Consider the following 26,358-nt stretch of genomic DNA (forward strand, 5'->3'; position numbering starts at 1 on the left):
AGCTTGAAGCTTGAAGCTTGAAGCTTGAAGCTTGAAGCTTGAAGCTTGAAGCTTGCAGCTTGCAGCTCAATTTGGGTCTACCTTGAATACTCCCAGACCTTTCCCCGAGGAGTTTTCCCATGGCCGCGAAAAAGATTCTGATGCTGGTCGGCGATTACGTCGAAGACTACGAAGTGATGGTGCCGTTCCAGGCCTTGCAGATGGTCGGCCACACGGTCCACGCCGTGTGCCCGGACAAGTCTGCCGGCAGCACCGTGCGCACGGCGATTCATGATTTTGAAGGCGATCAGACCTACAGCGAAAAACCCGGTCACCTGTTCGCCCTCAATTTCGATTTCGCCAAGGCCAGCGAAGCCGATTACGACGCGCTGCTGATTCCCGGCGGTCGTGCGCCGGAATACCTGCGGCTGAACGACAAAGTCCTCGAACTGGTGCGCGCGTTCGACAACGCCGGCAAGCCCATCGCAGCGGTCTGCCATGGCGCGCAACTGCTCGCGGCGGCGGGTGTGCTCGAGGGGCGTGAGTGCAGCGCGTATCCGGCCTGCGCCCCGGAAGTACGTCTGGCGGGCGGCACCTACATCGACATTCCGGTGACCGACGGCCATGTTCAGGGAAATTTCGCCACCGCTCCGGCGTGGCCGGCGCATCCTAAATGGCTGGCCGGTTTCCTCGGTCTGCTCGGTACGAAAATCACCTTGTAGTCGAGGCAGGCGACAGATCGCAGACGCTGGTCTTTACTCTGAAGCGCGAAATCTCTCAATCGCCCCCAGGAGAAACAGACATGTCCGGATGGTACGAAGTGAGCAAAAGCAGCAACGGCCAATTCAGGTTCGTGTTGAAAGCGGCGAACGCCGAAACGATTCTGACCAGCGAGCTCTACAGCACCCGCGCCGGCGCCGACGGCGGCATCGCCTCGGTGCAGGCCAACAGCCCGCTGGACGAGCGTTACGAGAAAAAATCGACCAAGGACGGCCACCCGTACTTCAATCTCAAGGCGGCCAATCACCAGGTCATCGGCAGCAGCGAGTCGTATTCATCGGATGGCGCGTGCGACAAGGGCATCGCCAGCGTGAAGGCCAACGGCCCGACGAAAACCATCAAGGACAAGACCCTGCCTGTCCTCTGAGCTCAGGGCATGAGCCTTTGAAATCAAAAGATCGCAGCCTTCGGCAGCTCCTACACCTGGAATGCATTTCCATGTAGGAGCTGCCGAAGGCTGCGATCTTTTGATCTTGGTTCATACCTCAACCGGTACCGACAATTTCGGATCGCCCAGGGCATGGCTCTTGGCATCAAAGAACCGCAACTCAACCCCGGTACCTTCAAACACCTTGGCGTAGTGACGCTTCTGATGCTGGATGAACGCGGCGCTGCGCGGATAAATCGAGACCGCCACGCACTTCGGTCGGGCTAGGCGCAGCGCCCGCACCAGATGCGCATCCTGCTCGCCCAGGGCATGGCCGAAGATGCACAGGCTGTCGCCATGGGCCAGTAACTGCTCGTAGCAGAACGACAGATAATCCGAGCTGCGAATGGTCTTGAGCTTGTCGGCGCTCGGCCCTTCGGTGACGAACAGGGGCACGTCGTCCAGGGTCTTGATCGTATTGTTGATGGCGAAACTGCCGAGCAGGGTGCCTTCGGTCGAGGTCAGTTTGCGTGCGGTGCCGTCCTGATTGCGCACCAGATGCAGACCACCGTGCAGGTAGAGCAGACGCGGTTTGTCGGTGGCGCTCTGGCTCAGATCGAAACTCGCGTCCGCGCCGTTGAACAGGTCGTCGATGGCCTCGCCCGGGTGTTGCAGCGCCCAGTAATTGAGCAGGTCGTAGTTGGTGGTGAACACCGTGCGATAGCGCGCCAGTTCTGCATTGAGCACCGTCAGTGTCGAAGGCTGCACCAGCCGCCACGGGATGTGCACCGCGTGCACCGTGTTGATCAGCGCTTCCTTGATCGCGTAATAGCGATTGCGCGGTGCCGCCGAACTGACCGCCAACGCCTTGTTGACCCGGCTGGTGGTTTTCAGGGCGCCCAGCACTTGTTCGAAGCTGCGGGTTTGCAGCGCGTCGAACACCGCCAGTTCCGATGGGCTCAGCGGTTTCTCTTCGACCGTACGGGCGTTTTCGAACAGCGAGTCGTAGCCGAAGTTATCCCATACCGCGCGGCTGGCGCCATTGCCCACCAGCAAACCCTGAAAATCGTTCGCGGCGCGCAAGGCATTCCAGTCTTCGAGGGTGGCGTCGACATCGAGAAAATCGGTCATTGCGTGGGCGATCTCAAAACAAAGGGCAGATGGACGGCGACTTTATCACGAGCGGACATTGAGCCAGATCAACATTGCTCGTGACCGATCGGTCGATCCTGTGTGCACCCGCCGAATCGAGGCAGTCGATCCGGCTTCAGTCAGGAGACACACGATGAGCAGCACCTTCTTCATTCCGGCGGTCAACATCATGGGCAGCGGCTGCCTCGACGAAGCCATGGTCGCGATTCGCAATTATGGTTTTCGCAAGGCGCTGATTGTCACCGACGCCGGGCTGGCCAAGGCTGGCGTCGCCGCAATGATCGCCGAGAAACTGGCGATGCAGGACATCGATTCGGTGATCTTCGATGGCGCCAGACCGAACCCGACCACGGCCAATGTCGAATCCGGCTTGGGGCTGTTGAAGGAAAGCCGTTGCGATTTCGTCGTGTCGCTGGGTGGCGGCTCGCCGCACGATTGCGCCAAGGGCATCGCCCTGTGCGCAACCAATGGCGGGCAGATTGGCGATTACGAAGGCGTCGACCGTTCGAGCAAGCCGCAATTGCCGCTGATCGCCATCAACACCACCGCCGGCACTGCCAGCGAAATGACCCGCTTCTGCATCATCACCGACGAATCGCGCCACGTGAAAATGGCCATCGTCGACCGCAACGTCACGCCACTGCTGTCAGTCAACGATCCGGAACTGATGGTCGCGATGCCCAAAGGCCTCACCGCCGCCACTGGCATGGACGCGCTGACCCACGCCATCGAAGCCTACGTCTCGACCGCCGCCAACCCGATCACCGATGCTTGCGCGCTTAAAGCGATGAGCCTGATCAGCAACAACCTGCGTCTGGCTGTGCGCGACGGCAGCGACCTGGCGGCGCGGGAGAACATGGCTTACGCGCAGTTCCTCGCCGGCATGGCGTTCAACAACGCCTCGCTCGGATTTGTCCACGCCATGGCGCATCAGCTCGGCGGCTACTACGACTTGCCCCACGGCGTGTGCAATGCCGTGCTGTTGCCGCATGTGCAGAGTTTCAATGCGCTGGTCTGTGCTGATCGACTCAGGGATGTCGCCCACGCCATGGGCGCGGATATTCGTGGTTTCAGCGCAGAGGAGGGCGCGCAGGCGGCGATCAATGCCATTCGCAACCTTGCCAAGGACGTCGAGATTCCCGGCGGACTGCGTGAGCTGGGCGCGAAACTCAGCGACATCCCGGTGCTCGCCGCCAATGCTTTGAAGGATGCGTGCGGACTGACCAATCCACGGGCGGCAGATCAGCGCCAGATCGAGGAGATTTTCCGCAATGCGTTTTGAATGAAGGCGCGCAGGCGAGCGAAGTCGAACAGTCCTTCGCTTGCTTCTGCGACCACGGTAAATGTCCGCACACGGCCCCAGTCTGAAACCTGGCCGGCGATGTTGTGAACGGCGGATATACGGTACTGCCCGACCGCCAATGAGTGTGCAGCCGGGGTTTGCCATTTCCGGTCGCTTTCGACCGCTGCCCTGGCAATCTCCAGGCCAGTGTCCAGATCGAAAACACTGACGAAACCCTCGGCCCGTGTGACATCTCCCGACAACATCACAGGCGCATTTACCTCCGCTCCCTCAAGCGGTACGAAGACGCCCGGGACGTCGATTTCGGGCCGCAGTCGCACCTCAAATCCGCGCTCGTCACTCCATTCAGACGTGATGCCTGCATACGTCTGGTGGGCGTGAATCTTCTGCTGGCCTGGAGCCTGAGCGCCGCTGATGCTGAACGCCCATCGTCCCTTTGCGCTAACCAGCCCTGCACCGAGCGAATGGGTGTTTTCAATGTTCCAGACCTGTACAAGCGCATCGGGTATGCCGCTGCCGAGCAACAATGTCGCAGGTCCCGTCGTGCTGGCCTCCTCGGGGTAGGTGATGGTCGGGGCCGGGGCAGGTTGTGACATTTGCTCGTCGCGAGTGCTCATCGTTCTTCTCGTCCATGGCTGATTTGAACGCTGAGGTTGGCATGACGTGCCTGAATTCGAACCTGTAAGAACTACCAGTCCTCCAGTCTTTTTTGCACGGTGATCAATTTCGTTTCCGTCTAAAAAACTGTCATTTGTGTCAGTTGTCCGGCGTGGCTTCTTCGGTTCGAATGCTCTCAGCGAGGGATTGATGTCGATCCCACAGGAGAATACGAACATGCCGGAATCCACCGCGCCATTGCCCCCAACCGCGCAGTCAGCCGGGGAGCTGGACGCTCTGTTTGGTCTGCGAACGCTGAAATTCCCCGGAGCGGCCAAGACCATTGCCGAAGGCGTGTCTATCACGCCTTCGGGGCAGATCATGGTCAGCGCTACCGTCGAGCAATCGGGCCATTCGTACTACGGCCTTGCGCGCCTGGATGCCGATGGCAATCCGGATCCGGATTTCGGCGAAGGCGGATATCTCAGCGGCCAGTTCGGCACAGGCTCGCTCACCCAAGGCGGGCCATTGATCGTTGATGCGCTCGGACGGATCTGGATGTGCGGTGTGATTGGCGTGGTCAAAGACAAGACGGTTGAATACCAGCAAGTCATCGCGCGGTTTCTGCCCGACGGTTCGCCGGATATCGAGTTCGGCGGCGACAGGAATGGCTACCGGATTGTGCCCATGCGGATTCCGGCACTCTTTGGGGCCACCCACGGGCAACTGCTGCTGGCCAAATCCGATCCGCAGCTTGCGCAGCCGGACAGGCTGCTGTTTGTGACCGCGCAAAAGGGCAGTGGCCTGTTGACGCGATTCAATCTCGATGGCTCGGACGATTTATCGTTCGCCAGCAACGGTTGGCTGCCCCTGTCGCTGCCAGGCGTGGCCATTTCGCTGTCCGGGATCATCCAGCTCGACGATGGGCTGATTCTGCTGCATGGCAAAACGGAAGTAACCAATCAGGGATTGGTCATGGCGTTCGACCACAGCGGGAAAGTTGCACAAGCGTTCGGCGACAAGGGTGTACTGCTGTTGAACATTCAGCGCGATGGCCAGCCGCTCGAAAGCAGCGTGACGGACATCGTCGTACAAACGGCGCAGCGCCTGCTTCTGCTCGGTTCGGCGGTCGAGTCAACGCAAGGCAAGAAACTGCAACACGGGTTCATCAGTGGCATTACCTACGCCGGCCAAATGGATGACGCGTTCAACAATCCTGTCCTCACCCCGACGGCGCATGAACTCGACCTGAGAGGTTGGCAAGCAGGGTTTGCGCTGGATGACATCGCTGGTAAACGTATTGTGGCGGTCGGACAGACCTCGGGCAGCGCACGAGGCTTGTTGACGGCAGGCTTTCTGGTCGATGGCGCAGTGGATGATTCGTTTGATGTCGAGGGCGCGAAGGATATTTCATGGCCAGCCATCGATGCCTGCCTGCAAGGCTCTTCGATCCTGGTGTTGGGTCGCAGGGACGACAGCGCGCAGCTGGTTCGCTTGCTGACTGCGCCTGTCACAAAACAGCGCGCCAGCATGGGCAACTGAGCAGTCAGCGGTAAAACCGGGCTATCCTGCCGGCTCGGATGAACCCTGCCTTCGAGCCCACCATGCTGCAAAAAAGCCTGATCCGCCGTCTCGATCTGATCACTCTGCAACTGTTCGTCGCCGTCCACGAGGAAGGCACGTTGACCCGTGCGGCTGCGCGCGAGGCCATCGCGGTGTCGGCGGCGAGCAAGCGCCTGATGGAGTTGGAGGAGGCGCTGGGCATCGCTTTGTTCGTGCGTCAGGCCAAAGGCATGATCCTTACGCCGGCCGGTGAAACCCTGCTGCACCACGCGCGGCAGATGCTCTTCAATGTGGAAAAGATGGGCCTGGAACTGGGCGAGCACAGCCACGGTGTGCGTGGTTACGTGCGCATGCTGGCCAATCTTTCGGCGATCATTCAGTTCCTGCCCGAAGACTTGCGCGACTTCTCCGCGCAGCATCCGCAGGTCAAGACCGACCTTGAAGAACGCCCCAGCGCCGGGGTGATTCAGGGCGTGCTCGATGGCGTCGCCGACCTCGGCATCTGCTCTGAGGACAGCGACACCAAAGGCCTGCACAACGTGTTGTACCGCCCGGACAAACTGGTGGTGGTGATGCTGCCGGAGCATCCGTTGGCTACGCACGAATCGGTGGCCTTCGGCGAAACCCTCGACAGCGATTACGTCGGCTTGCACGCAGCCAGTTCGATCAACATGCGTACCCATGCGGCGGCGCGGCAGGCTGGCAAAGTCCTGCGCATCCGCATTCATGTGCCGGGATTCGATGCGGTCTGCCGGATGGTCCAGGCGAACATGGGCATCGGCATTCTGCCGCAGCGAGCCTATGAGTTGTTTGGTCAGGCACTGGGCTTGCGTGCGGTGCCGCTGACCGACGACTGGGCTGATCGCGCGCTGATTGTGGTGGTGCGCGATGAGGCGGGATTGTCGCCGGTGAGCCGGATGTTGTTTGAGCATTTGCGCGGGCAGGGCGCCTGAATCTCTATTGAATGGGCCGGCCTCTTCGCGGGCAAGCCCGCTCCCACAGTTTCCAGCGTGTATGCAAATTGTGCGGCTGACTTTGAACCCTGTGGGAGCGGGCTTGCCCGCGAAAGCGGCTTCGAATTCACCACATCGCTGAAGCATTCGCATTTCGCGAACGCCCATTGCCGAGAGACGGCTGGATTCGCCGATCATCGTTCCTCTAGCCTTGGCGCCATATTCCAAGAACAAGAGGTACCCGCGATGACTGCCCCTTTGAGTGCAATCAAAGTGATCGAGATCGGCACCCTGATCGCCGCGCCGTTTGCCGCGCGCATGCTTGCCGAGTTCGGCGCCGAGGTGATCAAGATCGAAGCCCTGGGTCAGGGCGACCCGCTGCGCAAATGGCGCAAGCTGCACGAAGGCACATCGCTGTGGTGGTACCTGCAATCGCGCAACAAGAAATCCCTGGCGCTCAATCTCAAATCCGCTGAAGGCATCGAACTGGTCAAGCAACTGGCCGGTGATGCAGACGTGATCATCGAAAACCTGCGTCCCGGTGCGCTGGAAAAACTCGGTCTGGGCTGGGACGTGCTGCATGCCTTGAATCCGAACCTGACCCTGGTGCGTATCTCCGGCTACGGCCAGACCGGCCCTTACCGTGACCGGCCCGGTTTCGGTGCGATTGGCGAGGCCATGGGCGGCATCCGCTACACCACCGGCAATCCCGATTCGCCACCGGCGCGAGTCGGCGTCAGCCTCGGCGATTCGCTGGCCTCGTTGCACGCGGTTATTGGTGCGCTGATGTCGCTGTTGCGGGTCAAGACCGGGCAGGGCGGTGGACAGATCGTCGATGTGTCGCTGGCCGAAAGCGTGTTCAATGTCATGGAAAGTCTGGTGCCGGAATACGACATGCTCGGCCATGTCCGCGAACGCAGCGGCGGTGCCCTGCCGGGTATCGCGCCCTCCAATACCTACCTCACGGCCGACGGCGCTTATGTTGTGATTGCCGGCAACAGCGACCCGATCTACAAGCGTCTGATGCACACCATCGGCCGTGCTGATCTGGCCGACGCAGAGGAGTTCGCCCACAACGACGGCCGCGCGGCGCAGAGCGGTTTGCTCGATGCAGCCATCACACACTGGACCAGCAGCCTGCCGATCGACGAGGTACTGGCCGCCCTCGAAGCTGCTGAAGTGCCGGCCGGGCGCATCTACTCGGTGGCTGACATCGTCGCCGATCCACACTATCAGGCGCGGGACATGCTGCTCGATGCCGAGTTGCCCGGTGGCGCAACGGTGAAGATGCCCGGCATTGTCCCCAAACTCTCGGAGACGCCCGGCGGGGTGAACTGGTCCGGGCCGAAACTGGGCCAGCACACCGACGCTATTCTCGCCAATCTTGGCCTGACTGAACTCGATATTGAACGCCTGAAAGGCCAGGGGGTGGTGCAATGATCACTGACTATTCGCAAACCCTGATCGTCCAGGAAGTGTCGCCCCGCGACGGTTTGCAGATCGAGCCGACATGGGTGGAAACCGCTGACAAGATCGCCCTGATCAATCAATTGTCACAGGCCGGATTCAGCCGCATCGAGGCCGGCTCGTTCGTCTCGCCCAAAGCCATTCCGGCCCTGCGTGACGGCGAGCAAGTGTTCAACGGCATTCAGCGTCAGCCGGGTGTTATTTACGTGGCGTTGATCCCCAACCTCAAAGGCGCGCAACGCGCACTGGCGGCGAATGCCGATGAGTTGAACCTGGTGATGTCTGCCAGCCAGACCCACAACCTGGCCAATATGCGCATGCGTTGCGAAGAGTCGCTGGCCGCGTTCGCTGACATCGTTGCGTTTGTCAGCGGCTCAGGTGTGCGCCTCAACGGCAGCATCGCCACCACCTTCGGTTGTCCGTTCGAAGGCCGGATCGATGAGGATCGCGTGCTGCAAATTGTCGACGCTTATCAAGAGCTCGGCATTCAGGGCATCAGCCTCGCCGACACCACCGGCATGGCCAATCCGCGTCAGGTCGATCGCTTGGTGCGGCGCGTTTTGCAGCGGGTTTCGCCGGCCGATCTGACCCTGCATTTCCACAACACTCGAGGCCTTGGTCTGTGCAATGTGCTGGCCGCTTACGAGGCCGGCGCGCGGCGCTTCGATGCGGCGCTGGGTGGCCTCGGTGGCTGTCCGTTTGCGCCGGGGGCGTCGGGCAATATCTGCAGCGAAGATCTGGTCAATCTGTGCGATGAAGTCGGCATTCACACGGGCATCGATTTGCCGCTGTTGCTGAAGCTTTCGCGCGGCTTGCCGGCGCTGTTGGGCCACGATGTCCCCGGCCAACTGGCCAAGGCCGGGCGCAATTGCGATCTGCATCCGATGCCCACCTGAAGATACAAAACCCTTGTGGGAGCGGGCTTGCCCGCGATGACGGCAGCAAATTCAACGAAAGCGTTAGCTGAACTGACGCCATCGCTGGCAAGCCAGCTCCCACACAGAAGCGCTCCACAGTGAGCGTCATCACCAGACAACAAAAACAATCGGACGCCCATCGGTAGTCCGCCTGGAGAAAATCTATGAGCCTCAACGTAATGGAGGCGGGCGTGAATCCGTCCGTCGATCACGACGCCGAAAAAGCCCTGGTCAGCAAAGTCGCCTGGCGCCTGATGCCGCTGATCATGGTCTGCTACCTGTTCGCCTTCTTCGATCGCATCAACATCAGCTTCGCCAAATTCCAGTTGCAGACCGACTTGAGCCTGAGCGACACCGCGTATGGCTTGGGCGCCGGGCTGTTCGTGGTCGGTTACGTGCTGTTCGAAGTGCCGAGCAACATGATGCTGTACAAGGTCGGCGCACGGCGCTGGATTGCGCGGATCATGATGTCCTGGGGCGTGGCGACGGCGGCGATGGTCTTCGTCAACAGCGAATGGCAGTTCTATGCGCTGCGCTTCGTCATCGGCGCGATGGAAGCCGGGTTTGCTCCGGGCGTGCTGTATTACCTGACCCTGTGGTTTCCGCAGCACTTCCGTGGCCGCATCACGTCGATGCTGTTTCTCGCCTCGGCGTTTGCCGGGCTGGTCGGCGCGCCGTTTTCGGGGTTGGTGTTGCAACACCTCGACGGCGTGTTGCAGATGCGCGGCTGGCACTGGTTGTTCCTGCTCGGAGGCGTGCCGTGCATCGCGCTGGGTTTTCTGGTGCTGACGCAGCTCAAGGACCGCATCGAGGATGCGCACTGGCTGACCGCTGACGAGAAGAAATTGCTCTCCAGTCGCATCGCCCATCACGAGCCACACAAGAGCGGCGGCTCATTGCTCGCGGCGCTGAAAATTCCCGGGTTCCTGACGTTGGGTTTGATCTACTTCCTGATTCAGGTCGCGTCCTACGGTTTGAATTTCTGGGCACCGCAATTGATCCGCAGCGCCGGCACCGAAAGCCCGGTGATGATCGGCCTGCTGACCGCCATTCCGTACATCTGCGGGGCGATCAGCATGGTCGTGATCGGGCGCTTGTCAGATGCCACCGGTGAACGGCGCAAGTTTGTCGCCGGGCTGGTGATCGTCGGCGCGATCGGCTTTTTCAGCGCAGGAATCTTCGCCAGCCACACGACCTTCCTGATCGTCGCGCTCGGCCTGCTTGGCGCCGGCATCATCGCTTCGATTCCGAGCTTCTGGACCCTGCCACCGAAACTGCTGGCGGGCGCCGGTGCCGGCGCGGCAGGCGGGATCGCGGTGATCAATACCCTGGGGCAGTTCGGTGGGATTGTCAGCCCGGTCATGGTCGGACGCATCAAGGACCTCACCGGCAGCACCACCCCGGCGCTGTACGTCATCGGCGTCGCCGCGCTGATCGCCGCAGCGTTGCTGCTGTGGGGCTTGCCGCAGAAGTTGCGTACGCTGGACAAGTATTGAGATTGGCGGCGTCGGCGATGACGCCTTCGCGAGCAGGCTCGCTCCCACATTTGCAATGCGGATTTCCTGTGGGAGCGAGCCTGCTCGCGAATTCCGACTTCAGACACATGAGAGGATTCGCTGGCCAGATCTGTTGAATCCTTCAATGCAGAAAGGGATAGTGCGCGCCTGGAAATATCTTCAAGGAGCGGGAATTGACAATGAAGTCCACGTGGATCAGCGCTGCGGCGCTCTGCGGGTGGTTGATGGCTGGGCAGGCGTTGGCCGATTGCACGCCGCCTGCGCTCAGTGGCGAAGCGGACTTTTCTTTGTGCAAGAACTGGGCGGCTTATCCGCAGCTGACGATTACCGCGCTATCGACGTTCGTGCCCGATCCCGTCTATGGCCAGGACGGCAGGGTGGGTTCATACGATCTGGCTCTGGCCGTCACTACCGCTGGCAGCCCCAAGCCGCTGGCGACCTATCATCAGCGGTCGGCGTTTCTCTCCGATGCCATCGCGCTGGAGAGTCTGGAGCTGGATACGGCGCGTTATAAACTCACGTCCGACCTCCGTGCCTTCGGCGTACGCGCCCATTTCAAAGGCTCGTCGCGCGTCAATCCGCTGGATGAAACCCTGCTGTCGCTCTACGTGAAAGAGGGCGACAAACTGCGCCCGGTGCTGGATCGTTTGGTCGTCTACAGCTTCAGTGGCGAATGGGATGGCAATTGTGCCGGAGAGCGCTCGGAGACGGTGCGTACGCTTGAGATGGGCAAAACCAGTTCCCATGGTTACGCCGATATCATTGTCCGCCCAGTCACTACGGGCCTGGTCGGTGAGGGGGCACCCGACACCTGCGAATCGAAAACTACCCACGAAAAGCCGGTGCTGACCACGTTGCGCTATGACGGACAGCAATATTTCGTTCCCGAAAATCTGAGAGGCTATTGAAGGCGCGTCGTTCTACTTCCTCGATCCCGACGGGCACAAGCTGGAAGCCCATGTCGGCGATTTGCAATCGCGGCTGGCTACGTGTCGGCAGAAACCGTACTCCGGCATGCGTTTCTGCGACGAACCCTGATCCGCTTCAATCTCGGTGATATAGACTCTGCGCCACGTATTCTGGCGCTTGCAGGTTTCTCATGACTCCATCATTGCTGTTGGCCGTTCTGGCTTCGGGTTTCATCTACGGGATCACGCCCGGGCCGGGCGTGCTGGCGGTGTTCGGCATTGGCGCGGCCCATGGCCGGCGCGCCGGGGCGGGTTTTCTGTGTGGGCATCTGCTTGGTGATGTGATCTGGTGCAGTACCGCGCTGGTGGCAATCGTCGGCGCCCGTGAGATCGGCAGCACCGCGTTCGATGTACTCGGCGTGCTCAGCGCGGTGTACCTGTTCTGGCTCGGCTGGCGTGCGGTGCGTGCCCAGCGGCGCAATGGAGACGAGGCGCAAGGCGCGGCGCGGCAGCCGTTCTGGCACGGCATCGTCTTCGGCCTGACCAATCCCAAGGCCTATCCGGTGGCGGTGGCGACCTTTACGGCGCTGCTGTCGAGCCGCGCCGAACTGCTTAACTGGTCGATGCTGCCGGCGCTGATCGCCCTGAGCTTTATCGGCGGTGCGCTGGCTTACGCTATCCTCATCGGCGTGGTCGGCGCGCAGCGGGTGCGCACGGTGTATCAGCGTCATGAGCTGCTCATCACCCGTTTATGCGGCGTGATGTTTATCGGCTTCGCCATCAATGCGTTGATGCACGCGCTGCCGGGGCTGCTGCCGAACAAGACTTGATGGAAGGGGCAGGGACGCGCAATCACGATCATGGACGATTGAAATCGCTGCACTGTGTGGACATCCCGTAGAACCATGGAAAGCCCTAACCCTGCGCCGCTGGCGAGCTACATGGACCTGTTGCTGGACGCCGTTTGCGCGGTCGACAAACAGGGCCGTTTCGTTTTTGTCAGCGCTGCCTGCGAGCGGATTTTCGGCTACACGCCTGACGAGCTGATCGGCCGCTCGATGATCGAGCTGGTGCACCCGGCCGATCGCCAGCGCACCCTCGCGGCCGCAGGCGAAATCATGGGCGGCGACCCGAAGCACAATTTCGAGAACCGCTACCTGCGCAAGGACGGCAGCGTCGCGCATATTTCCTGGTCGGCGCGCTGGTCGGAGGTCGACCAACTGCGCATCGCCGTCGCCCGCGATATCACCGAGCGCAAGCAGGCCGAGTCGCGGCAAGCGGCGTTGTACGCAATTTCCGAGGCGGCGCATGCGGCGGAAGATTTGCTGGCGCTGTTCAAAAGGGTCCATTTGCTCATTGGCGAATGGCTGCCGGCGCTGAATTTTTCCGTGGCGCTGTACGACGAAAACTGCGCGCAGCTGAATTTTCCCTATCACGTCGACGATCACGAATTGCAGCCCGAGCAGCCCGGCACCGTCATCGGACGGCTTTGCGCGCAAGTGATCCGCAGCGGCCAGCCAATGTTGCTGACCCCGGACAGCGCCGATGCCACGCCCGACTTCGCTGCGCTGGTGGCGGAGCAGAACGCGCCTTGCTGGCTCGGCGTACCACTGAACTCAAAAAACGGCACCATCGGCGCCTTGATCGTCAAAAGCCTCGCTGGCGGCGTACGTTACACCGAGCAGGACAAGGAACTGCTGCAATATGTCTGTGCACAAGTCGCCACGGCTATCGAGCGCCAGCAACTGCACGCGCGGCTCAAGCGCATGGCGCAATACGATCAACTGACGCAACTGCCCAACCGCGAACTGCTGCGTGATCGGCTCAGGGCTGCGCTGGCCGATGCGCGAACCGGGCACGGACGCATGGCGCTGCTGTATGTCGATCTGGATCGCTTCAAACAGGTCAACGACACCCATGGCCATGCCGTCGGTGACATGCTCCTGCAAACCGTGGCCAACCGGCTGAAAGGCTGCGTGCGTGAAACCGACACGGTGGCGCGTATCGGTGGCGATGAATTCGTCGTGCTGTTGCATAGCGTGCATACCGCCGAAGATGCCGAAAGCGTCGCCGGAAAAATCCGTAAGGTGCTGGCGCAGCCCATGCGCCTCGACGGGCATGACTTGCGGATCGAATCGAGCATCGGCGTGGCGCGTTTCCCTGAACACGGTGAAGAAGAACAGCAACTGTTCCGGCATGCCGATCAAGCCATGTATGCGGCCAAGCGCCTGAATCATCGGGCCTTGGGCATCTGAAGCGAGCGCACCGTTCGTCGCGGTCCCGGCAGATTTTCTAAACCTTTGAACGCCAAAGCCTTCTTAACTGAGGCGGACAATTGTCCGTCGCGACTATTTGAGCAGCGGGCGAATCACGGCCCGCTTGAATTTTCAACGAAGGAGGGCGCGACCATGAGCCGGATGGCCACCCGTTTACGTAATGCCAGTTTTGCGACCCTGCTGGGCCTGTGCGCCAGCACTGCATTCGCCCAGTCGCCTGCCGAATTCATCAACGATGCCTCGGCCAAAGGCATGGCCGACATCGAAGCAAGTCGTCTGGCCCACGGCAAGACCGAATCGAAAGAGGTCAAGGATTACACCATCGTTGTGATCAACGACCGCACCACAGCCAACCAGCATCTGGCGAAGATCGCCAAGAAACTCGACCTGCCGGTTGCCCCCCGCGAAGAACTCGCCGACAAGGCCAAAGAGCTGATGCCGGAAGTGAAGGATGGCGCGACCTTCGATCAGGCTTACGCTGCCAGTCAGGTCAAGGCGACCGAAGAGGCCATCACTCAGATCGAGCAACAGGCACAGACCACCGACGTGCCGGAAATCAAAGCGTTTGCCGATGAGACTTTGCCGAAGCTGCAAAGCCATCTGGAGAAAGCTCGAGCGTTGCAGGCCAGTCGCTAACTTCGCCGTATTGTTGCAGCGCGAGCGAGACCTTCAATTGAAATGCGATGCTTGCCCTGTGGGAGCGAGCCTGCTCGCGAAAGCGGTGTGTCAGTCAATGATGTTTTGACTGACCCTCCGTCTTCGCGAGCAGGCTCGCTCCCACAGGGTGTGTTTACTTGCTCAGCACTCATTCAAATCCTGTTTTGGCTTGCTCTTGTCTCCAAGCCCCTCAAGATCAAACACCTGATTCTCACCCAGTGCGCGGTAATGCCGGCGCAGCGCTTCAAGCTGTTTCAGATCCAGCGTCTCCAGCCCGAGCATCGCGTTCTGCGCTTCCTTGTTCACCCGCAGCAGCTCATCGAGTTTCAAGTGCAGAATGTCGGTATCGCGGTTCTGCGTGTTCTGAATCAGGAACACCATCAGGAACGTGATGATCGTCGTCGAAGTATTGATGATCAGTTGCCAAGTGTCGTTGTAACCAAAAATCGGCCCGCTCAAACCCCACAACCCGATCAGGATCAACGCCCCCATGAACGTCTTCGGGCTACCGGCCCACAGGGCAAGTTTTTGGGCAATTTTTGCGAATTTCATGATGGGAGTCCTTGTTTTGGGAGCTTGAAATTCAGACATCGGCGTTGCGCTGAAAATTCTGTTTACAAGTTCTTCGTTCACTCAATACCTGGGTTAGGACTTGCCAATCTTAGGCTTATATATGGACACCTTTCATTGTGGAGGTTTAGGTCTAGTATCAAATGGCAGTCAAACTGCCATCAGCTCATTCCACGGATAGAAACCCGTAAGAGGCGCCTCATGGAATTCTTCGAAAAGTTAGCCAGCCTAGCCGCAAAAGTCCGCTTGCAGAGCGCTGCGATCCAGACTGAAGAAGCAACGAAAAATGCATTCGTCATGCCTTTTATCAGCACGGTTCTGGGTTACGACGTTTTTGACCCGACTGAGGTGACCCCCGAATTCGTCTGCGATATCGGCACCAAAAAAGGCGAGAAGATCGACTACGCGATCATGAAAGAGGGGGAAGTGCAGATTCTGATCGAATGCAAAAAGATCGGTGAACCGTTGCACATCAATCACGCCTCACAGTTGTTCCGATATTTCCATGTCACCAGCGCTCGAATCTCCATTCTTACCAACGGCCAAGTCTATAAATTTTTCACCGATCTGGACGCGCCGAACAAAATGGATGAGAAACCGTTCCTTGAATTGGATTTGTTGGACATTGATGAGTATTCAGTCCCCGAGTTGGTAAAGTTGACGAAGTCAGCTTTTGATGTTGATTCCATCATCAACGCAGCGGGGGAGTTGAAATATGTCAGCCAAATCAAAAAGGTCCTCGCCGCGCAGGTCAGCAAGCCGGACGATGACTTTGTAAAGGTTTTCGCTTCTCGGGTTTATGACGGCGTGATCACGCAGAAAGTGCGCGACCAGTTTCACGAGCTGACCAGAAAAGCTGTCGGTCAATTTTTGAATGATCAGATCAATGATCGGCTCAAATCGGCCATGAGCGGCGCTATCCAGCCAGCGTTGGCCTCCCTGCCATTAGTTTCTGCCGGAACTGATCCGGTAGATCCGCGTGACGAATCAGATGACAAGGTTTTAACAACGCTGGAAGAGCTGGAGGGCTATCACATCGTTCGGGCGTTGGTTCGATCTGTCGTCGATGCCAAGCGCATTGTTCAGCGCGATACACAGAGCTATTTCGGTATCTTGCTGGACGACAATAATCGCAAACCGATCTGCCGTTTGCATTTCAATCGATCACAAAAGTATCTCGGCATCTTCGATGAAGAAAAAAACGAGACCCGTCATGCGATCAACTCGGTAGATGACATCTATGAGTTCTCGGATCATCTGAAAAAAACTGTCGGCTATTACGATTGATGGAGAGTCGACCGTTCACTCAGACACCTCATGCAACGTTCGCACTGGAATTGCCTTTCATGCTGCCTGTATCGTGAAAAGCAATTGAACACCCAACAGGAGAACGCAATGAGTTGGTCTGCCAAGCAGTACGTCGCTTTCGAAGATGAACGCACCCGTCCGGCCCGTGATCTGTTGGCGGCGATACCCACGGCGCACGCCCGGGCGGTGGTGGATATCGGTTGCGGGCCGGGCAATTCCACCGAGTTGCTGGTGCAGCGTTTTCCCGAGGCCAGGGTCAGTGGCCTGGACAGTTCGGCGGACATGATCGCCGCCGCGCGCAAGCGCTTGCCCGATGTGCAGTTCGAGGTGGCCGAGATCGACAAGTGGGCCGATGAAGGCCCGTTCGATGTGATCTTCGCCAATGCAGTGTTGCAATGGGTGCCTGATCACGCTTCGTTGCTGCCAGCCTTGGCGAGCAAGCTTTCAGATGGTGGCAGCCTGGCGATCCAGATGCCGGACAACCTCAACGAACCGTCCCACCGCTTGATGCGTGAAGTCGCCGCCAATGGGCCGTGGGCGAGCAAGCTGGCAGACGCTGCCGGGCAGCGTACCGACATGGCCAGTGCCAGTGAGTATTTTTCGATGCTGCGCCCGCATTGCGCGCGGGTCGATGTGTGGCGCACCACCTATCATCACCAACTTCGCGATGGTGCGGCGGGGGTGGTGGAGTGGTTCAAGGGCAGCGGGTTGATTCCATTCCTGAGCCCGTTGACCGAGGAGGAACGGGCGCAGTATCTGCAGCGGTATCTGGCGGAAGTTGCCAAGGCTTATCCGGCCTTGGCTGACGGCTCGGTGCTGCTGCTGTTTCCACGGCTGTTTATTGTTGCGACTCGCTGAATCACGCCTCTAACTTTCTTGAGTTCGCCACGTTATCTCAGGTCGGCGCATTCCTTGAAAGCAATCCGGTCGGTTCCCTCTCCCTCGGGAGAGGGCTAGGGTGAGGGGCCTCTTGACGCATGCAAATCCGATCACCGCTGCACCGCCACCATCATCGTCCTCTGGCATCCTTTCAACTCGTTCACGCTGAACTCGTCGGAAATTTCCTTCTGTTTTCCAGGCTTTTACACGTGGTGCGCCATGGCTGTTTAAAGTCGAACCGCGTTACGTCCCGATGCCTACAAATCCTTGCGCCGCTGCCTACCGGTACGCCAGAATCCGCCGGCTTGTGCGCCTGGAGGGCGGTCGGTAACTTGGTTCGCGTCACTGATTTCCAGTGATCGGGTTTAGCAGCCCGGCCAGGATTGACCAACGGTTGCACATGTACCTTCCAGTCAGGCTTCGCCTGCACTTGATGGTGGCTGTGCGCATGGCACCCTCGGGTGCGCCGGGTTTTGGACTTCCTACCGGTCTGCTAACTTGCGTACAGCTGCCACCCTTTCGTATAGCAGCGGAACGGTTGCAGTTACCACTACAGGAAGATTCCATGTTCAAGGTAACGCCAAATCCGCCGGAAACCGATCCGGCCTCTCCGTACAATTCCCTCGACTCAAAAAAACTCCACGAAGCCGCCGAACGCGCCCTCGACCACTATCTCTTCCCGCCGCAAACCAGCTCACCGCCGTACCAGACCAGCAGCATGTTCCAGGTCAACCCGAGCACCGACACCGAGTCGCTATTGGTCAACGCCAGCGAATCCCTCGGCTCGGCCAGCGTCATGCTCGGCGACTTTGCCGCCTTGCTCGACGGCAGCCAGCGCAAAACCCTGCTCGGCATCGCCCAGGTCGTCATGCTGGGCGAGCTGGCGGTGAATCAGGTTTTGGATAATGTGGTGCCGGTGGGTTAGCCGGCGTTGATTTCCGAGTAAAAAGTAACCGGTCGTTGCGACCGGTTTTTCGGCTAGTGCAGCGTCAAAACCGCTGATCAATACCAGGTTTGTCCTCTTGAAAGGGCTCGGAAGGGGGAATCGGGAATTGCTGCTCCTCATACTCGCCCACCCGCCGAGCGAGAATTTCCAATTCATCGCCTTCCGGCGAGTTCATCTCAGCGCCCCAAATCTGCTCGATACGCAGCAATGCTGCGGACAAGTCTTCAGTGCTCCGAATGGGTTTGATGTCCATAAATGATGTCCGCTTTGGTAACCACATGAGCGGCGATCTTGAACGGCACAACAAACGCTGTGTTCATCATTACGTTGCCAAATATGACTGCATTGCGGAGAGTCAGATTCGCGGTGACAAAAGCGGCCACGCGTGACCCAACCGCGTAATCCTCAGTGTCAGCTGTGTAGCAATCCGAAGATCTCTATTGCTCCACGAAATTAGTGAAATTTTTCAAAAATGGTCATATCTGATCCTTAAGGGAGGTTAGATGGCTACAATGGCTCTATTAAGATCCTTAAGAATTGGAAGGGTTTGCCATGTCACTCATGCATTTGCTTCACTCGCCGGCTGAGATCGCTAGAAATGTCGGAGAAAACGCCAAAATCCTGCGGCTCTCCAAAAATCTTTCCCGCAAGACGCTCGCAGAAAAGGCGGGGGTTTCCGAATCCACCATCAAGCGATTCGAAGCGACCGGGCTCGTGACGTTGGAGGCTTTGATCCTGATAGCCACTGCGCTTGATGAACTCAACGCTGTGACCAAGCTGTTCAAACCAGAGCAACCGAGCTCGCTGGATGAGCTGAAGAATGCCAGGCGCAAGAGAGGGATGCGCTGATGATCAAGCCTTTCAAACACACAGAAGCGCTGAATGTTTTGAAAGAGGGCGCCAAGGTTGGTGAGCTGGTCAGAGTCGCGGGCCGGGGCATTTACTTCGCTTACGATCCGGGTTGGCTTGCCACTGGCTACAATCTTTCGCCGCTGACAATGGCTTGGGACGAAAAGCCCCAGTTGGCCAGGAACATCAGCCTCTTCGAAGGGCTACACGGACCGTTCGCCGATTCACTGCCTGACGGCTGGGGCATGCTGCTGATGGATCGATATTTCGACAGCACCTTCGGTGACGGCACCCACCTAACCCTCACAGCGCTTGATCGCCTTGCTTATATGGGCGAGCGCAGTATGGGTGCGTTTGAATATCAGCCGAAGGCGGAAAAAACAGAGCTCACAGGCCCTTTGGATATTTACCAACTCTACGAAGCTTCAATCGAAGTTCAAGAGGGTGAGACCCCTGCAGTGCTTACCAAATTGCGACTGGCTGGTGGCTCACCGGGGGGCGCACGACCGAAGGCAATCGTGGCGCTGTCTGCCGACAAAAAACACGCAATTTCGGCCTTTGATGCCCTGCCCGAGGGCTATGCACATTGGATCGTGAAGTTCAGGGCATTGTACGAACCGATTGAAACCGGCGGCATTGAATTCGCCTATGCCGAGATGGCTCGTGCCGCCGGAGTGACCATGGCTGAATCGGATCTGCTGGATGTGCAGATGCCTGGCGGCGAGGTTGAGCGTTTCTTCGCAACCAAGCGCTTCGACCGCGACGGCGAGCGCAAGATTCACATGATGACCGTCTCGGCGCTCATGTACGCGGACTACCGCGCATTGTCATCCATCGACTACCCGAACCTGCTCAAGCTTACTCAGGTGTTGACCAGAAGCTCCGTCGAAGTGGAAAAGATGGCCAGGTTAATGATCTTCAATGCGCTGTCTCACAACCATGACGACCATGCGAAGAACTTTGCCTTTCTCTGCCACAATCCTGAAAAAAAAGGCGAGAGAGAAACCTGGACGCTGTCCCCGGCATACGACCTGACTTTCGCAAACGCCATGGGCGAGCACACCACTGACTTCGGTGGCCGCACTCCCGGCACGCCTACGCGCAAGCGAATCATGGAGATCTGCAAGGATTACAAATACCTCAAGGCCGAGGAATATATCGAGCAGACTCTCGCTGCGCTCGCCAACTGGAGGAAAGTATTCACTCGATTGAATGTCCCGCACAAAGCCGGGGAGCCGATCTTCAATGTACTGGCGAGGCTGCATCAGGATTTCGAGAAGTAATCCGGGGAGGAGGGGCTCAGCAATTTTCCGTAAGTCTTCACCGCCAGCACGCTTCAACTTCCAGACACAAAAAAACCGGCCATCAACAAGGCCGGTTTTTTCTATTCCTGCATCCCTCGTCAGACAACACAACGCGAGATCAATATTCGGTGGAGCGGGTAGAGGGAATCGAACCCTCATCTAAAGCTTGGGAAGCTTTCGTTCTACCACTAAACTATACCCGCTCAGAGCGGCTGACTTTGTACCAGACTCGGCCACGGATTTGAAGTTTTCTTTTCTCTGCGAGGGCTTTGCCGCGCAGAAATCGGTCGATCGCGAGCAAGGGCTGCGCCGGTGCAACAGGCACTTCAAGCTTGCAGCCTTGCCCGCGATGACGCTTTTTCAAATGGCCAGTGCATGGTGATCCTGCACAAACGAGTAGCGCGTTCGGCTGGCTTGCGGCGCAGGTTTCAGAAAGCCCAGCAGAGCGTTCTGGCTGTCGCGGCAGGCGGCTTTGTGCTCCATGTCGAGGAAGTGCCCGGTGGCTTGCAGGGTGGTGAAGCTGCTGTGGGCGACGTGGTTGCCGAACAGTCGCGCATCCTCGGCGGCGGTGTATTCGTCCCATTCGCCATTCAGGAACAGCACCGGCACGCTGATCTTTTTCGCCGCATTCAGATAGCACTGGCGATCGCTGTGCAGCACGTCGTTGATATGAAAATGCATCTGTCCGTATTCATGCTCGGCGAGGCTGCTGACGTGGCGATAGTTGAAGCGCTTGAACAGCGACGGCAGGTGTTTGCCAATCGTGTTGTTGACCAGATGGCCGACCCGGTCGCCGTCGCGGCTGCCGAGGTAGTCGACGCCGCGCTCGAGGTAATCGAGCATGTGCGCATTGATCACCGGTGAGAACGAGCTGATCACGGCTTTTTCGATGCGCCGCGGTTGCTGGGCGAGGGCGACCAGAGTGGCGGCGCCGCCCCAGGAGAACGACAGCACGTGTTCGGCGGCGAAGTGATCGATCAGCTCCAGCAGAATCTGCCCTTCGACTTCCTTCGTCAGATGTTTCTCATGCCGGTTGTGGGCTTTTGAGCGGCCCGCGTAGGGCTGGTCATAGCAGACCACGTTGAATTGCGGGTGCAGGTTTTTCACGGTCTGTGCAAACGACGCAGTCGTGGCCATCGAGCCGTTGACCAGAATGATGGTCTTTTCTGCGGCGTCTGCGCGATAGAACTCCGTGTAAACCCGATACTGACCCTGTATATCCAGCACAGCGATTTCTGGCCTCATGTCATAAGACTCCTGGCAAGCAAGCGGGTATGCGCGCAATCGAGATTGCACGAGCTTTGTGACAGGTAGGCATACGCCTGAAATTTGCTGGCCCATGTCGATCCGGTACGGCAGGTCGACGGGTGTTGTTATTGGCGGGCAGATTGCCGGCTGAGGCGCAGCCCTTGAGGGCAGACGACCGACAAAAAGTTTCTTGGAAGTATGTGGTGACTCATCGGTCACATTTCGGCCGACGTCCTGATTCAAGCAGGGGACTCAGGATCACGCAAGTGCCGTCGGCGAATTGTTCGACAACTTCGGCTGAGCGGTCGCCGGCTTAGAACAAATGAATCTCTTCGGTGCGCAAAGCGCGGTACTCGCCCGGTTTTAGCGCGTGATCGAGGGTCAGTTCGCCCATGGATTCGCGGTGCAGGCGCAGGACTTTGTTGTTGAAGAAACCAAACATGCGCTTGACCTGATGGTAGCGGCCTTCAACGATGCTCAACCGTGCGGAGCGTGGGCCGAGCAGCTCAAGCTGCGCCGGTTGCGTGGTCAGATCTTCAAAAGCGAAGTAGATGCCCTCGACAAATTTCAGCGCGTAGCTCGGGTCGATGTCCTGTTCGGTTTCGACGTAATAGACCTTCGCCAGTTTGGTTTGCGGCTGCGTCAGGCGCCGCGACCAGGCGCCGTCATTGGTGATCAGCAGCAGCCCGGTGGTATTGAAATCCAGACGTCCGGCGATGTGCAGATCGTCCTTGTGCGGTTCATCGAGCAGGTCGAGCACGGTCGCATGCTGCGGATCGCGGGTGGCACTGACGCAGCCCGGGGGTTTGTGCAGCATGAAATAGCGCGCCGGTTTGCCGCTCTGCAGCACCTCATCGTCGACTTCGACCCGACTGAATTCCAGCACCTCACTGTGCGGGTCGCTGACGACTTTTCCGTCAATCCGCACGCGCTTTTCCACCAGCAACAGGCGAACCTGCTGACGGTTGTAGCGAGGCAGATTGCTGAGGAAGCGGTCGACGCGCATGGTCAGGATTCAACGGACGAAGGGCCGCGCATCTTACGGGATCGGCCGCCGGCCTGCTTGCAGTTGCGCTTCGACCTGTGCACAGCGCGGGCACAGGCAGGCTTGATTGCGCAGTTCGGCCGGCAGCGCTTCGAGCACCGCCGGGTCGATGGTCACGCCATAGCACCAGCATTCGCGGTCGGCGGTATGCGGGTCGGCGAGGCTGCAATCGTTGCGCGCACCGCAGGCCGGGCAGTGGTCGGGTTTGACGTCGTTATCAGGCATAGGTCGAGTGCGGCATTTCCATGCAGGTGCGGTTGCGCCCGGTTTGCTTGGCGCGGTACATCGCATGATCGGCCCGCGACAGCAGAGTGTGCAAGGTGTCATCGCGTTGCACGGTGGTGGCGCCGATGCTCACGGTCAGATGCAGGCTGTGGCCATCGTAGGCATATTCGTGTTGTTCGACGTGCTGGCGGATCTTCTCGGCAATTTTCTGCCCGGTCTCACCGTCGGTGTCTTTCAACAGAACGATGAACTCTTCACCGCCCCAGCGGCAGACGATATCGGCGTGACGCAGGCAACTTTGCAGGTCGCGGGCGAAACCGATCAACACCTGATCGCCAGCCATGTGGCCGTAGGTGTCGTTCAAGGCTTTGAAGTGGTCGAGGTCGAGCAACAACGCGGTCAGCGGCTTGGTTTCCCGTTGGGCCTCGTGCAGCGCTTGCGCGGCGAGGATGTCGAAGCCGCGTCGGTTCGGCAGTTCGGTGAGACTGTCGAGGGTGGCGTGCGCCTGAATCTTCGCCTGGAAGCGCTTGATCACTCGATTGAGCAAGGCCAGCACGATCAACGTCACCAGCAGGCAGATCAGCAGATTGAGATACAGCGACTGGCGGATCTCGCTCAGCGCGCCGTCCTCGCGTTTATCGACGAACAGGTACCAGTTCAACTCGGGGATAAACCGCACGTTGAGAAAATGCCCCTGGCCGTGGGTGGAATATTCGTAGCTGCCGCTGTGCGGCTTGGGCAACTGGCTGACCAGACTTTTCATGCTCTCCAGTTCGCCAAGACTTTGGCCGATGTGCGCGCCTTCCGGGCCACCCTCGGCACCGGTCAATACGAGGCGGCCGAAGGTGTCGACGAAGTACACGCTGCGTTGATAGCGCTGTTGATACTTGTCGATCAGCTTGATCACCGCGTCCACGGTGAGGCCCACGCCCGCAGCACCGATGAAGCGGTTGTGGTAGTCGTAGACCTTGTAGTTGATGAAGAACGTCAGGTTGTCCTTGTTGGCCAGATCCGGGTCGACGTTGATCTCGTACGGGTCCTGCATGTCGCGCACGCGGAAGTACCAGGTGTCGCGCGGTTCATCGACTTTGACCTGCTTGAGCACGCCTTTGGCGTGGTAGTAGGTGAGCGTGGCATTGGAAACGAAGAACGCCGTGTAGGCGCCGTAATGGGTCATGACCTCGTCGAGATAGCGGGTCATCTGCTCGGGATTCTGCTCGCCGTTGACCACCCAGTCGCGCATGAATGTATCGCGGGACATCATCGAGGAAATCAGGATCGGCCGGACCAGGTCTTTCTGGATTTCCGAATAGACCGTGTCGGAGGTCAGTGGCAGTTCAGTGTTGACGATGTTGTCGCGGATCGACGCGCGGGACGCGAAATAGCTCAACAGCGAGGTGGCGAGAAACCCGGCGCCGAGCAGCGCGACCAGGGTGAGCACCAGTGAACGTTGCGAGTACAAGGGAGAACGAAGCGGCATGGCAGATCCGTTGGCAGTGGCCCGATGGGATGCATTCTAGTGGGATGGTCGGGAAAACACTGCGGGATTTGTGCCTGAAATGGCGGGAGATATGACGTAGCGGTGTGTCAGGGAAATCGCAGCCCCTCACCCCAGCCCTCTCCCGGGGGAGAGGGAGCTGGATTGTGGGTGATGGAAAATCTGTGATCGACTCGGTATCAGCCAATGGCAACCGATGGACAGTCACCTCACCCTGGCCCTCTCCTGGGGGAGAGGGCCAGGGTGAGGGCGAGCTTTCGGATCAGCCCCGGGATGCCAGATACGCCCGCCATCCCCCCAAATGACTGATATCCACCGCACCCTCCAACCCATACGGCTCACAGATAAACCCGCTCTCCCAGCGCCCATCCGCCAGTTGCACCTTGCCCAACCCGAGCGGCGCCGGAATTCCGGTGAGAAACGAGCCCAGCTCGCTGCTCGGCAACTCCCACACCTCTACGGCAATCGCCACGCCGCCGTCCTTGACCCGCACCATGCCCGGCCGCAATGGCGGGCCGCCGGCGAGGGCGTGCAGTCGATAGTCCGGCGAACTGAACGTGGTTTCCAGCAAGCGCCCGCCACGCTGAGTCAGTTGCCAGTTCAACGCCAGCCCTTGCAGATGCGCGCCACACACCACCAATCGAGCGCGGTCGTTGCGCGCAGCGTTCGCCGGAGCTGGCAGGGCGCTGTCCTGCTGGCGCTGCAAGGCATCGGCCACGCTCAACAGATACTGATCGGTAAACACCCGCCCGAACAGCGTCACGCCCCAAGGCAAACCGTTGCTCATGAACGCGGTCGGCACGGCGACGGCGGCGTAGTCGAGCAGGTTCATGAAGTTGGTGTAATAGCCGAGTTCGGAATTGCGCAGCACCGGCTCGGCCGCAAGCTCGGCCAGGGTCACTGGACGGCTGATGGTCGGCGTCAGCACGCAGTCGAGATTTTCCAGGGCCTCGTCGCAGAGGGCCTTCAGCGCCTGCAATCGATATTGCGCGCGGAAGGTCTGCACGCCAGTCACTGCCGGAGCCTTGGCCAGCACCGCACGGATCACCGGCAGCACCGCTTCAGGGTTCTGCTCCATCAGCTCACCGGCGACGCTGTAACGCTCGGCGACCCACGGCCCGTCGTAGAGCAGGCGCGCTGCTTCGAGAAACGGCGAAAGATCGAATTCGACTGCCTCGCCCCCCAGAGCCTTGAGCCGTTCGATGGCCGCTGCGAACAACTGTGGACCCTCGTTGCAGCCGAAAAACTCAAGGTCCTGCGCCCGTGGCACGCCGAAGCGAAACGGTCGTGGCGCGCCGAATGCCGAGCTGTCGTTCCATGCCGGGTTGGGCCGGCTGTACTCATCGCGGGGATCGTGTTTGGCCGTCAACGCCAGCAACTGACTGGCCTCGCGGGCGGTCGCGGTGAAGGTGGTTACGCAGTCCAGCGTGCGGCAAGCCGGCAGCACGCCAGCGGTGGAAATCAGGCCCTTGCTCGCCTTCAATCCCACCAGATTATTCAGCGCCGCCGGCACTCGCCCAGAACCGGCGGTGTCAGTGCCCAAGGCAAAACTCGCCACACCTAGCGCTACCGCCAGGGATGAACCCGCGCTGGAACCGCCGGACGGATACTCCGCCAGCACACTGTTCGGGCACGCTCCGTATGGCGAGCGGCTGCCATTGAGGCCGGTGGCAAACTGATCGAGATTGGTCTTGCCCAGCGGAATCGCCCCCAGCGCCAACAGCTGCTCGACGATGGTCGCCGACTGCTGCGGCACATAGGCAAACGCCGGGCACGCAGCGGTGGTCGGAATGCCGGCCAGATCGATGTTGTCCTTGATCGCGAATGGCACGCCATACAGCGGCAGACTGTCGAGGTCACGACCGTCGAGGGCGGCCAGATACGGCTCCAGTTCATCGACGCTGAGCAGGTGGATGAACAGGTGATAGTCGGGATTCAGCGCAGCGGCTTTTTCGCGCAATTGCAGCAGCAGTTGGCGCGGTGTGGTGTCGCCATTGCGATAGGCCTGGCGCAGTGCATCGAGTTGCAGATTCATCGGTTGATCCTTTTC

At 59.4% G+C, this 26,358-nt stretch carries 25 protein-coding genes, 1 tRNA gene and 2 pseudogenes; 18 read left to right on the plus strand and 10 right to left on the minus strand.

Features of this window, described 5'->3' with window-relative positions; genetic code table 11:
- Nucleotides 1-119 precede the first annotated feature (119 nt).
- Both D8U60_RS10385 and D8U60_RS10390 read left to right on the plus strand, forming a co-directional pair.
- Nucleotides 120-701 (plus strand): DJ-1/PfpI family protein, encoded by a 582-nt coding sequence (locus D8U60_RS10385; protein WP_039762696.1) that lies wholly within the window; start codon nt 120-122, stop codon nt 699-701.
- Between the two features lie 80 nt (nt 702-781).
- The gene (locus D8U60_RS10390) at nt 782-1,126 is read left to right on the plus strand and encodes a YegP family protein (protein ID WP_071174640.1); all 345 of its coding nucleotides are present in this window, start codon (nt 782-784) and stop codon (nt 1,124-1,126) included.
- Between the two features lie 111 nt (nt 1,127-1,237).
- On the opposite strand, the gene D8U60_RS10395 is transcribed toward D8U60_RS10390, so the two are convergent.
- Nucleotides 1,238-2,257 carry a DUF4917 family protein gene (locus D8U60_RS10395; protein ID WP_130900072.1) on the minus strand — a complete coding sequence of 340 codons (1,020 nt, stop codon included), beginning with the start codon at nt 2,255-2,257 and terminating at the stop codon, nt 1,238-1,240.
- A gap of 154 nt (nt 2,258-2,411) precedes the next feature.
- Between D8U60_RS10395 and yiaY the strand changes: the two genes are divergently transcribed.
- The gene (gene yiaY / locus D8U60_RS10400; RefSeq protein WP_130900073.1) at nt 2,412-3,560 is read left to right on the plus strand and encodes an L-threonine dehydrogenase; all 1,149 of its coding nucleotides are present in this window, start codon (nt 2,412-2,414) and stop codon (nt 3,558-3,560) included.
- On the opposite strand, the gene D8U60_RS10405 is transcribed toward yiaY, so the two are convergent.
- Entirely contained in the window at nt 3,521-4,417 is an 897-nt protein-coding gene (locus tag D8U60_RS10405) for a hypothetical protein (RefSeq protein WP_177435459.1), read from the minus strand. The genes yiaY and D8U60_RS10405 overlap by 40 nt on opposite strands.
- Between D8U60_RS10405 and D8U60_RS10410 the strand changes: the two genes are divergently transcribed.
- The 10 genes and pseudogenes from D8U60_RS10410 to D8U60_RS10460 all read left to right on the plus strand — a co-directional run bounded on the left by D8U60_RS10410 (nt 4,416) and on the right by D8U60_RS10460 (nt 14,415).
- The gene (locus D8U60_RS10410; protein ID WP_130900125.1) at nt 4,416-5,720 is read left to right on the plus strand and encodes a hypothetical protein; all 1,305 of its coding nucleotides are present in this window, start codon (nt 4,416-4,418) and stop codon (nt 5,718-5,720) included. The genes D8U60_RS10405 and D8U60_RS10410 overlap by 2 nt on opposite strands.
- Before the next feature lie 62 nt (nt 5,721-5,782).
- On the plus strand, nt 5,783-6,694 hold the full coding sequence (locus D8U60_RS10415) for a LysR family transcriptional regulator (protein ID WP_130900074.1): 912 nt from the start codon (nt 5,783-5,785) through the stop codon (nt 6,692-6,694).
- A gap of 246 nt (nt 6,695-6,940) precedes the next feature.
- Entirely contained in the window at nt 6,941-8,134 is a 1,194-nt protein-coding gene (locus D8U60_RS10420) for a CaiB/BaiF CoA-transferase family protein (RefSeq protein ID WP_130900075.1), read from the plus strand.
- Nucleotides 8,131-9,057 (plus strand): hydroxymethylglutaryl-CoA lyase, encoded by a 927-nt coding sequence (locus D8U60_RS10425; protein WP_122700021.1) that lies wholly within the window; start codon nt 8,131-8,133, stop codon nt 9,055-9,057. Before D8U60_RS10420 ends, D8U60_RS10425 begins: the two co-directional genes overlap by 4 nt.
- Nucleotides 9,058-9,242: 185 nt before the next feature.
- The gene (locus D8U60_RS10435; protein WP_016771305.1) at nt 9,243-10,574 is read left to right on the plus strand and encodes an MFS transporter; all 1,332 of its coding nucleotides are present in this window, start codon (nt 9,243-9,245) and stop codon (nt 10,572-10,574) included.
- A gap of 194 nt (nt 10,575-10,768) precedes the next feature.
- Nucleotides 10,769-11,503, plus strand: coding sequence for a hypothetical protein (locus tag D8U60_RS10440; RefSeq protein ID WP_130900076.1), 735 nt, complete (start codon nt 10,769-10,771; stop codon nt 11,501-11,503).
- Nucleotides 11,502-11,633: pseudogene (locus D8U60_RS10445) on the plus strand (glutathione transferase); the annotation flags it as partial. The gene D8U60_RS10440 and the pseudogene D8U60_RS10445, both read left to right, overlap by 2 nt.
- A 61-nt stretch (nt 11,634-11,694) precedes the next feature.
- Nucleotides 11,695-12,333 carry a LysE family translocator gene (locus tag D8U60_RS10450; protein ID WP_130900077.1) on the plus strand — a complete coding sequence of 213 codons (639 nt, stop codon included), beginning with the start codon at nt 11,695-11,697 and terminating at the stop codon, nt 12,331-12,333.
- A 75-nt stretch (nt 12,334-12,408) separates the two neighbouring features.
- Nucleotides 12,409-13,758: a sensor domain-containing diguanylate cyclase gene (locus D8U60_RS10455; protein ID WP_130900078.1), complete on the plus strand. Its 1,350-nt coding sequence runs from the start codon at nt 12,409-12,411 to the stop codon at nt 13,756-13,758.
- A 153-nt stretch (nt 13,759-13,911) separates the two neighbouring features.
- Nucleotides 13,912-14,415: a DUF4142 domain-containing protein gene (locus D8U60_RS10460; RefSeq protein ID WP_122691681.1), complete on the plus strand. Its 504-nt coding sequence runs from the start codon at nt 13,912-13,914 to the stop codon at nt 14,413-14,415.
- 162 nt (nt 14,416-14,577) lie between these two features.
- On the opposite strand, the gene D8U60_RS10465 is transcribed toward D8U60_RS10460, so the two are convergent.
- Nucleotides 14,578-14,988: a low affinity iron permease family protein gene (locus tag D8U60_RS10465; RefSeq protein ID WP_122612569.1), complete on the minus strand. Its 411-nt coding sequence runs from the start codon at nt 14,986-14,988 to the stop codon at nt 14,578-14,580.
- A 219-nt stretch (nt 14,989-15,207) separates the two neighbouring features.
- Between D8U60_RS10465 and D8U60_RS10470 the strand changes: the two genes are divergently transcribed.
- The 3 genes from D8U60_RS10470 (at nt 15,208) to D8U60_RS10480 (ending at nt 18,118) form a co-directional block, all read left to right on the plus strand.
- Complete coding sequence (locus D8U60_RS10470; RefSeq protein WP_122700025.1) at nt 15,208-16,293, plus strand: type I restriction endonuclease; 1,086 nt, start codon at nt 15,208-15,210, stop codon at nt 16,291-16,293.
- A 108-nt stretch (nt 16,294-16,401) separates the two neighbouring features.
- Nucleotides 16,402-17,172 (plus strand): trans-aconitate 2-methyltransferase, encoded by a 771-nt coding sequence (gene tam, locus D8U60_RS10475; protein WP_130900079.1) that lies wholly within the window; start codon nt 16,402-16,404, stop codon nt 17,170-17,172.
- Nucleotides 17,173-17,758: 586 nt separating this feature from the next.
- Nucleotides 17,759-18,118: a DUF6124 family protein gene (locus D8U60_RS10480; RefSeq protein ID WP_130900080.1), complete on the plus strand. Its 360-nt coding sequence runs from the start codon at nt 17,759-17,761 to the stop codon at nt 18,116-18,118.
- Between the two features lie 103 nt (nt 18,119-18,221).
- On the opposite strand, the pseudogene D8U60_RS10485 reads toward D8U60_RS10480, so the two are convergent.
- Nucleotides 18,222-18,392: pseudogene (locus tag D8U60_RS10485) on the minus strand (transcriptional regulator); the annotation flags it as partial.
- A gap of 299 nt (nt 18,393-18,691) precedes the next feature.
- On the opposite strand from D8U60_RS10485, the gene D8U60_RS10490 reads away from it, so the two are divergent.
- Together D8U60_RS10490 and D8U60_RS10495 are read left to right on the plus strand one after the other, a co-directional pair.
- Nucleotides 18,692-18,988, plus strand: coding sequence for a helix-turn-helix transcriptional regulator (locus D8U60_RS10490; protein WP_122700028.1), 297 nt, complete (start codon nt 18,692-18,694; stop codon nt 18,986-18,988).
- Nucleotides 18,988-20,271, plus strand: a complete 1,284-nt coding sequence (locus D8U60_RS10495) for a type II toxin-antitoxin system HipA family toxin (protein ID WP_130900081.1) — start codon at nt 18,988-18,990, stop codon at nt 20,269-20,271. The genes D8U60_RS10490 and D8U60_RS10495 overlap by 1 nt, the downstream gene beginning before the upstream one ends.
- A gap of 150 nt (nt 20,272-20,421) precedes the next feature.
- Here D8U60_RS10495 and D8U60_RS10500 read toward each other — a convergent pair.
- From D8U60_RS10500 to atzF, 6 genes are all read right to left on the minus strand, one after another.
- A tRNA-Gly gene (locus tag D8U60_RS10500) sits at nt 20,422-20,495 on the minus strand.
- 157 nt (nt 20,496-20,652) lie between these two features.
- The gene (locus tag D8U60_RS10505; RefSeq protein WP_016771295.1) at nt 20,653-21,537 is read right to left on the minus strand and encodes an alpha/beta hydrolase; all 885 of its coding nucleotides are present in this window, start codon (nt 21,535-21,537) and stop codon (nt 20,653-20,655) included.
- Nucleotides 21,538-21,853: 316 nt separating this feature from the next.
- Nucleotides 21,854-22,546, minus strand: coding sequence for a pseudouridine synthase (locus tag D8U60_RS10510; RefSeq protein WP_130900082.1), 693 nt, complete (start codon nt 22,544-22,546; stop codon nt 21,854-21,856).
- Between the two features lie 33 nt (nt 22,547-22,579).
- Nucleotides 22,580-22,810 carry a cysteine-rich CWC family protein gene (locus tag D8U60_RS10515; protein WP_130900083.1) on the minus strand — a complete coding sequence of 77 codons (231 nt, stop codon included), beginning with the start codon at nt 22,808-22,810 and terminating at the stop codon, nt 22,580-22,582.
- A complete protein-coding gene (locus D8U60_RS10520) occupies nt 22,803-24,290 on the minus strand; it encodes a sensor domain-containing diguanylate cyclase (protein WP_130900084.1) in 1,488 nt (495 codons plus the stop codon). The genes D8U60_RS10515 and D8U60_RS10520 overlap by 8 nt, the downstream gene beginning before the upstream one ends.
- A 280-nt stretch (nt 24,291-24,570) precedes the next feature.
- Nucleotides 24,571-26,343, minus strand: coding sequence for an allophanate hydrolase (gene atzF / locus D8U60_RS10525; protein ID WP_130900085.1), 1,773 nt, complete (start codon nt 26,341-26,343; stop codon nt 24,571-24,573).
- Nucleotides 26,344-26,358 lie beyond the last annotated feature (15 nt).

The organism is Pseudomonas sp. Sample_11 (genome assembly GCF_004307505.1).
In the GTDB taxonomy this organism is placed as follows: Bacteria; Pseudomonadota; Gammaproteobacteria; order Pseudomonadales; family Pseudomonadaceae; genus Aquipseudomonas; species Aquipseudomonas atacamensis.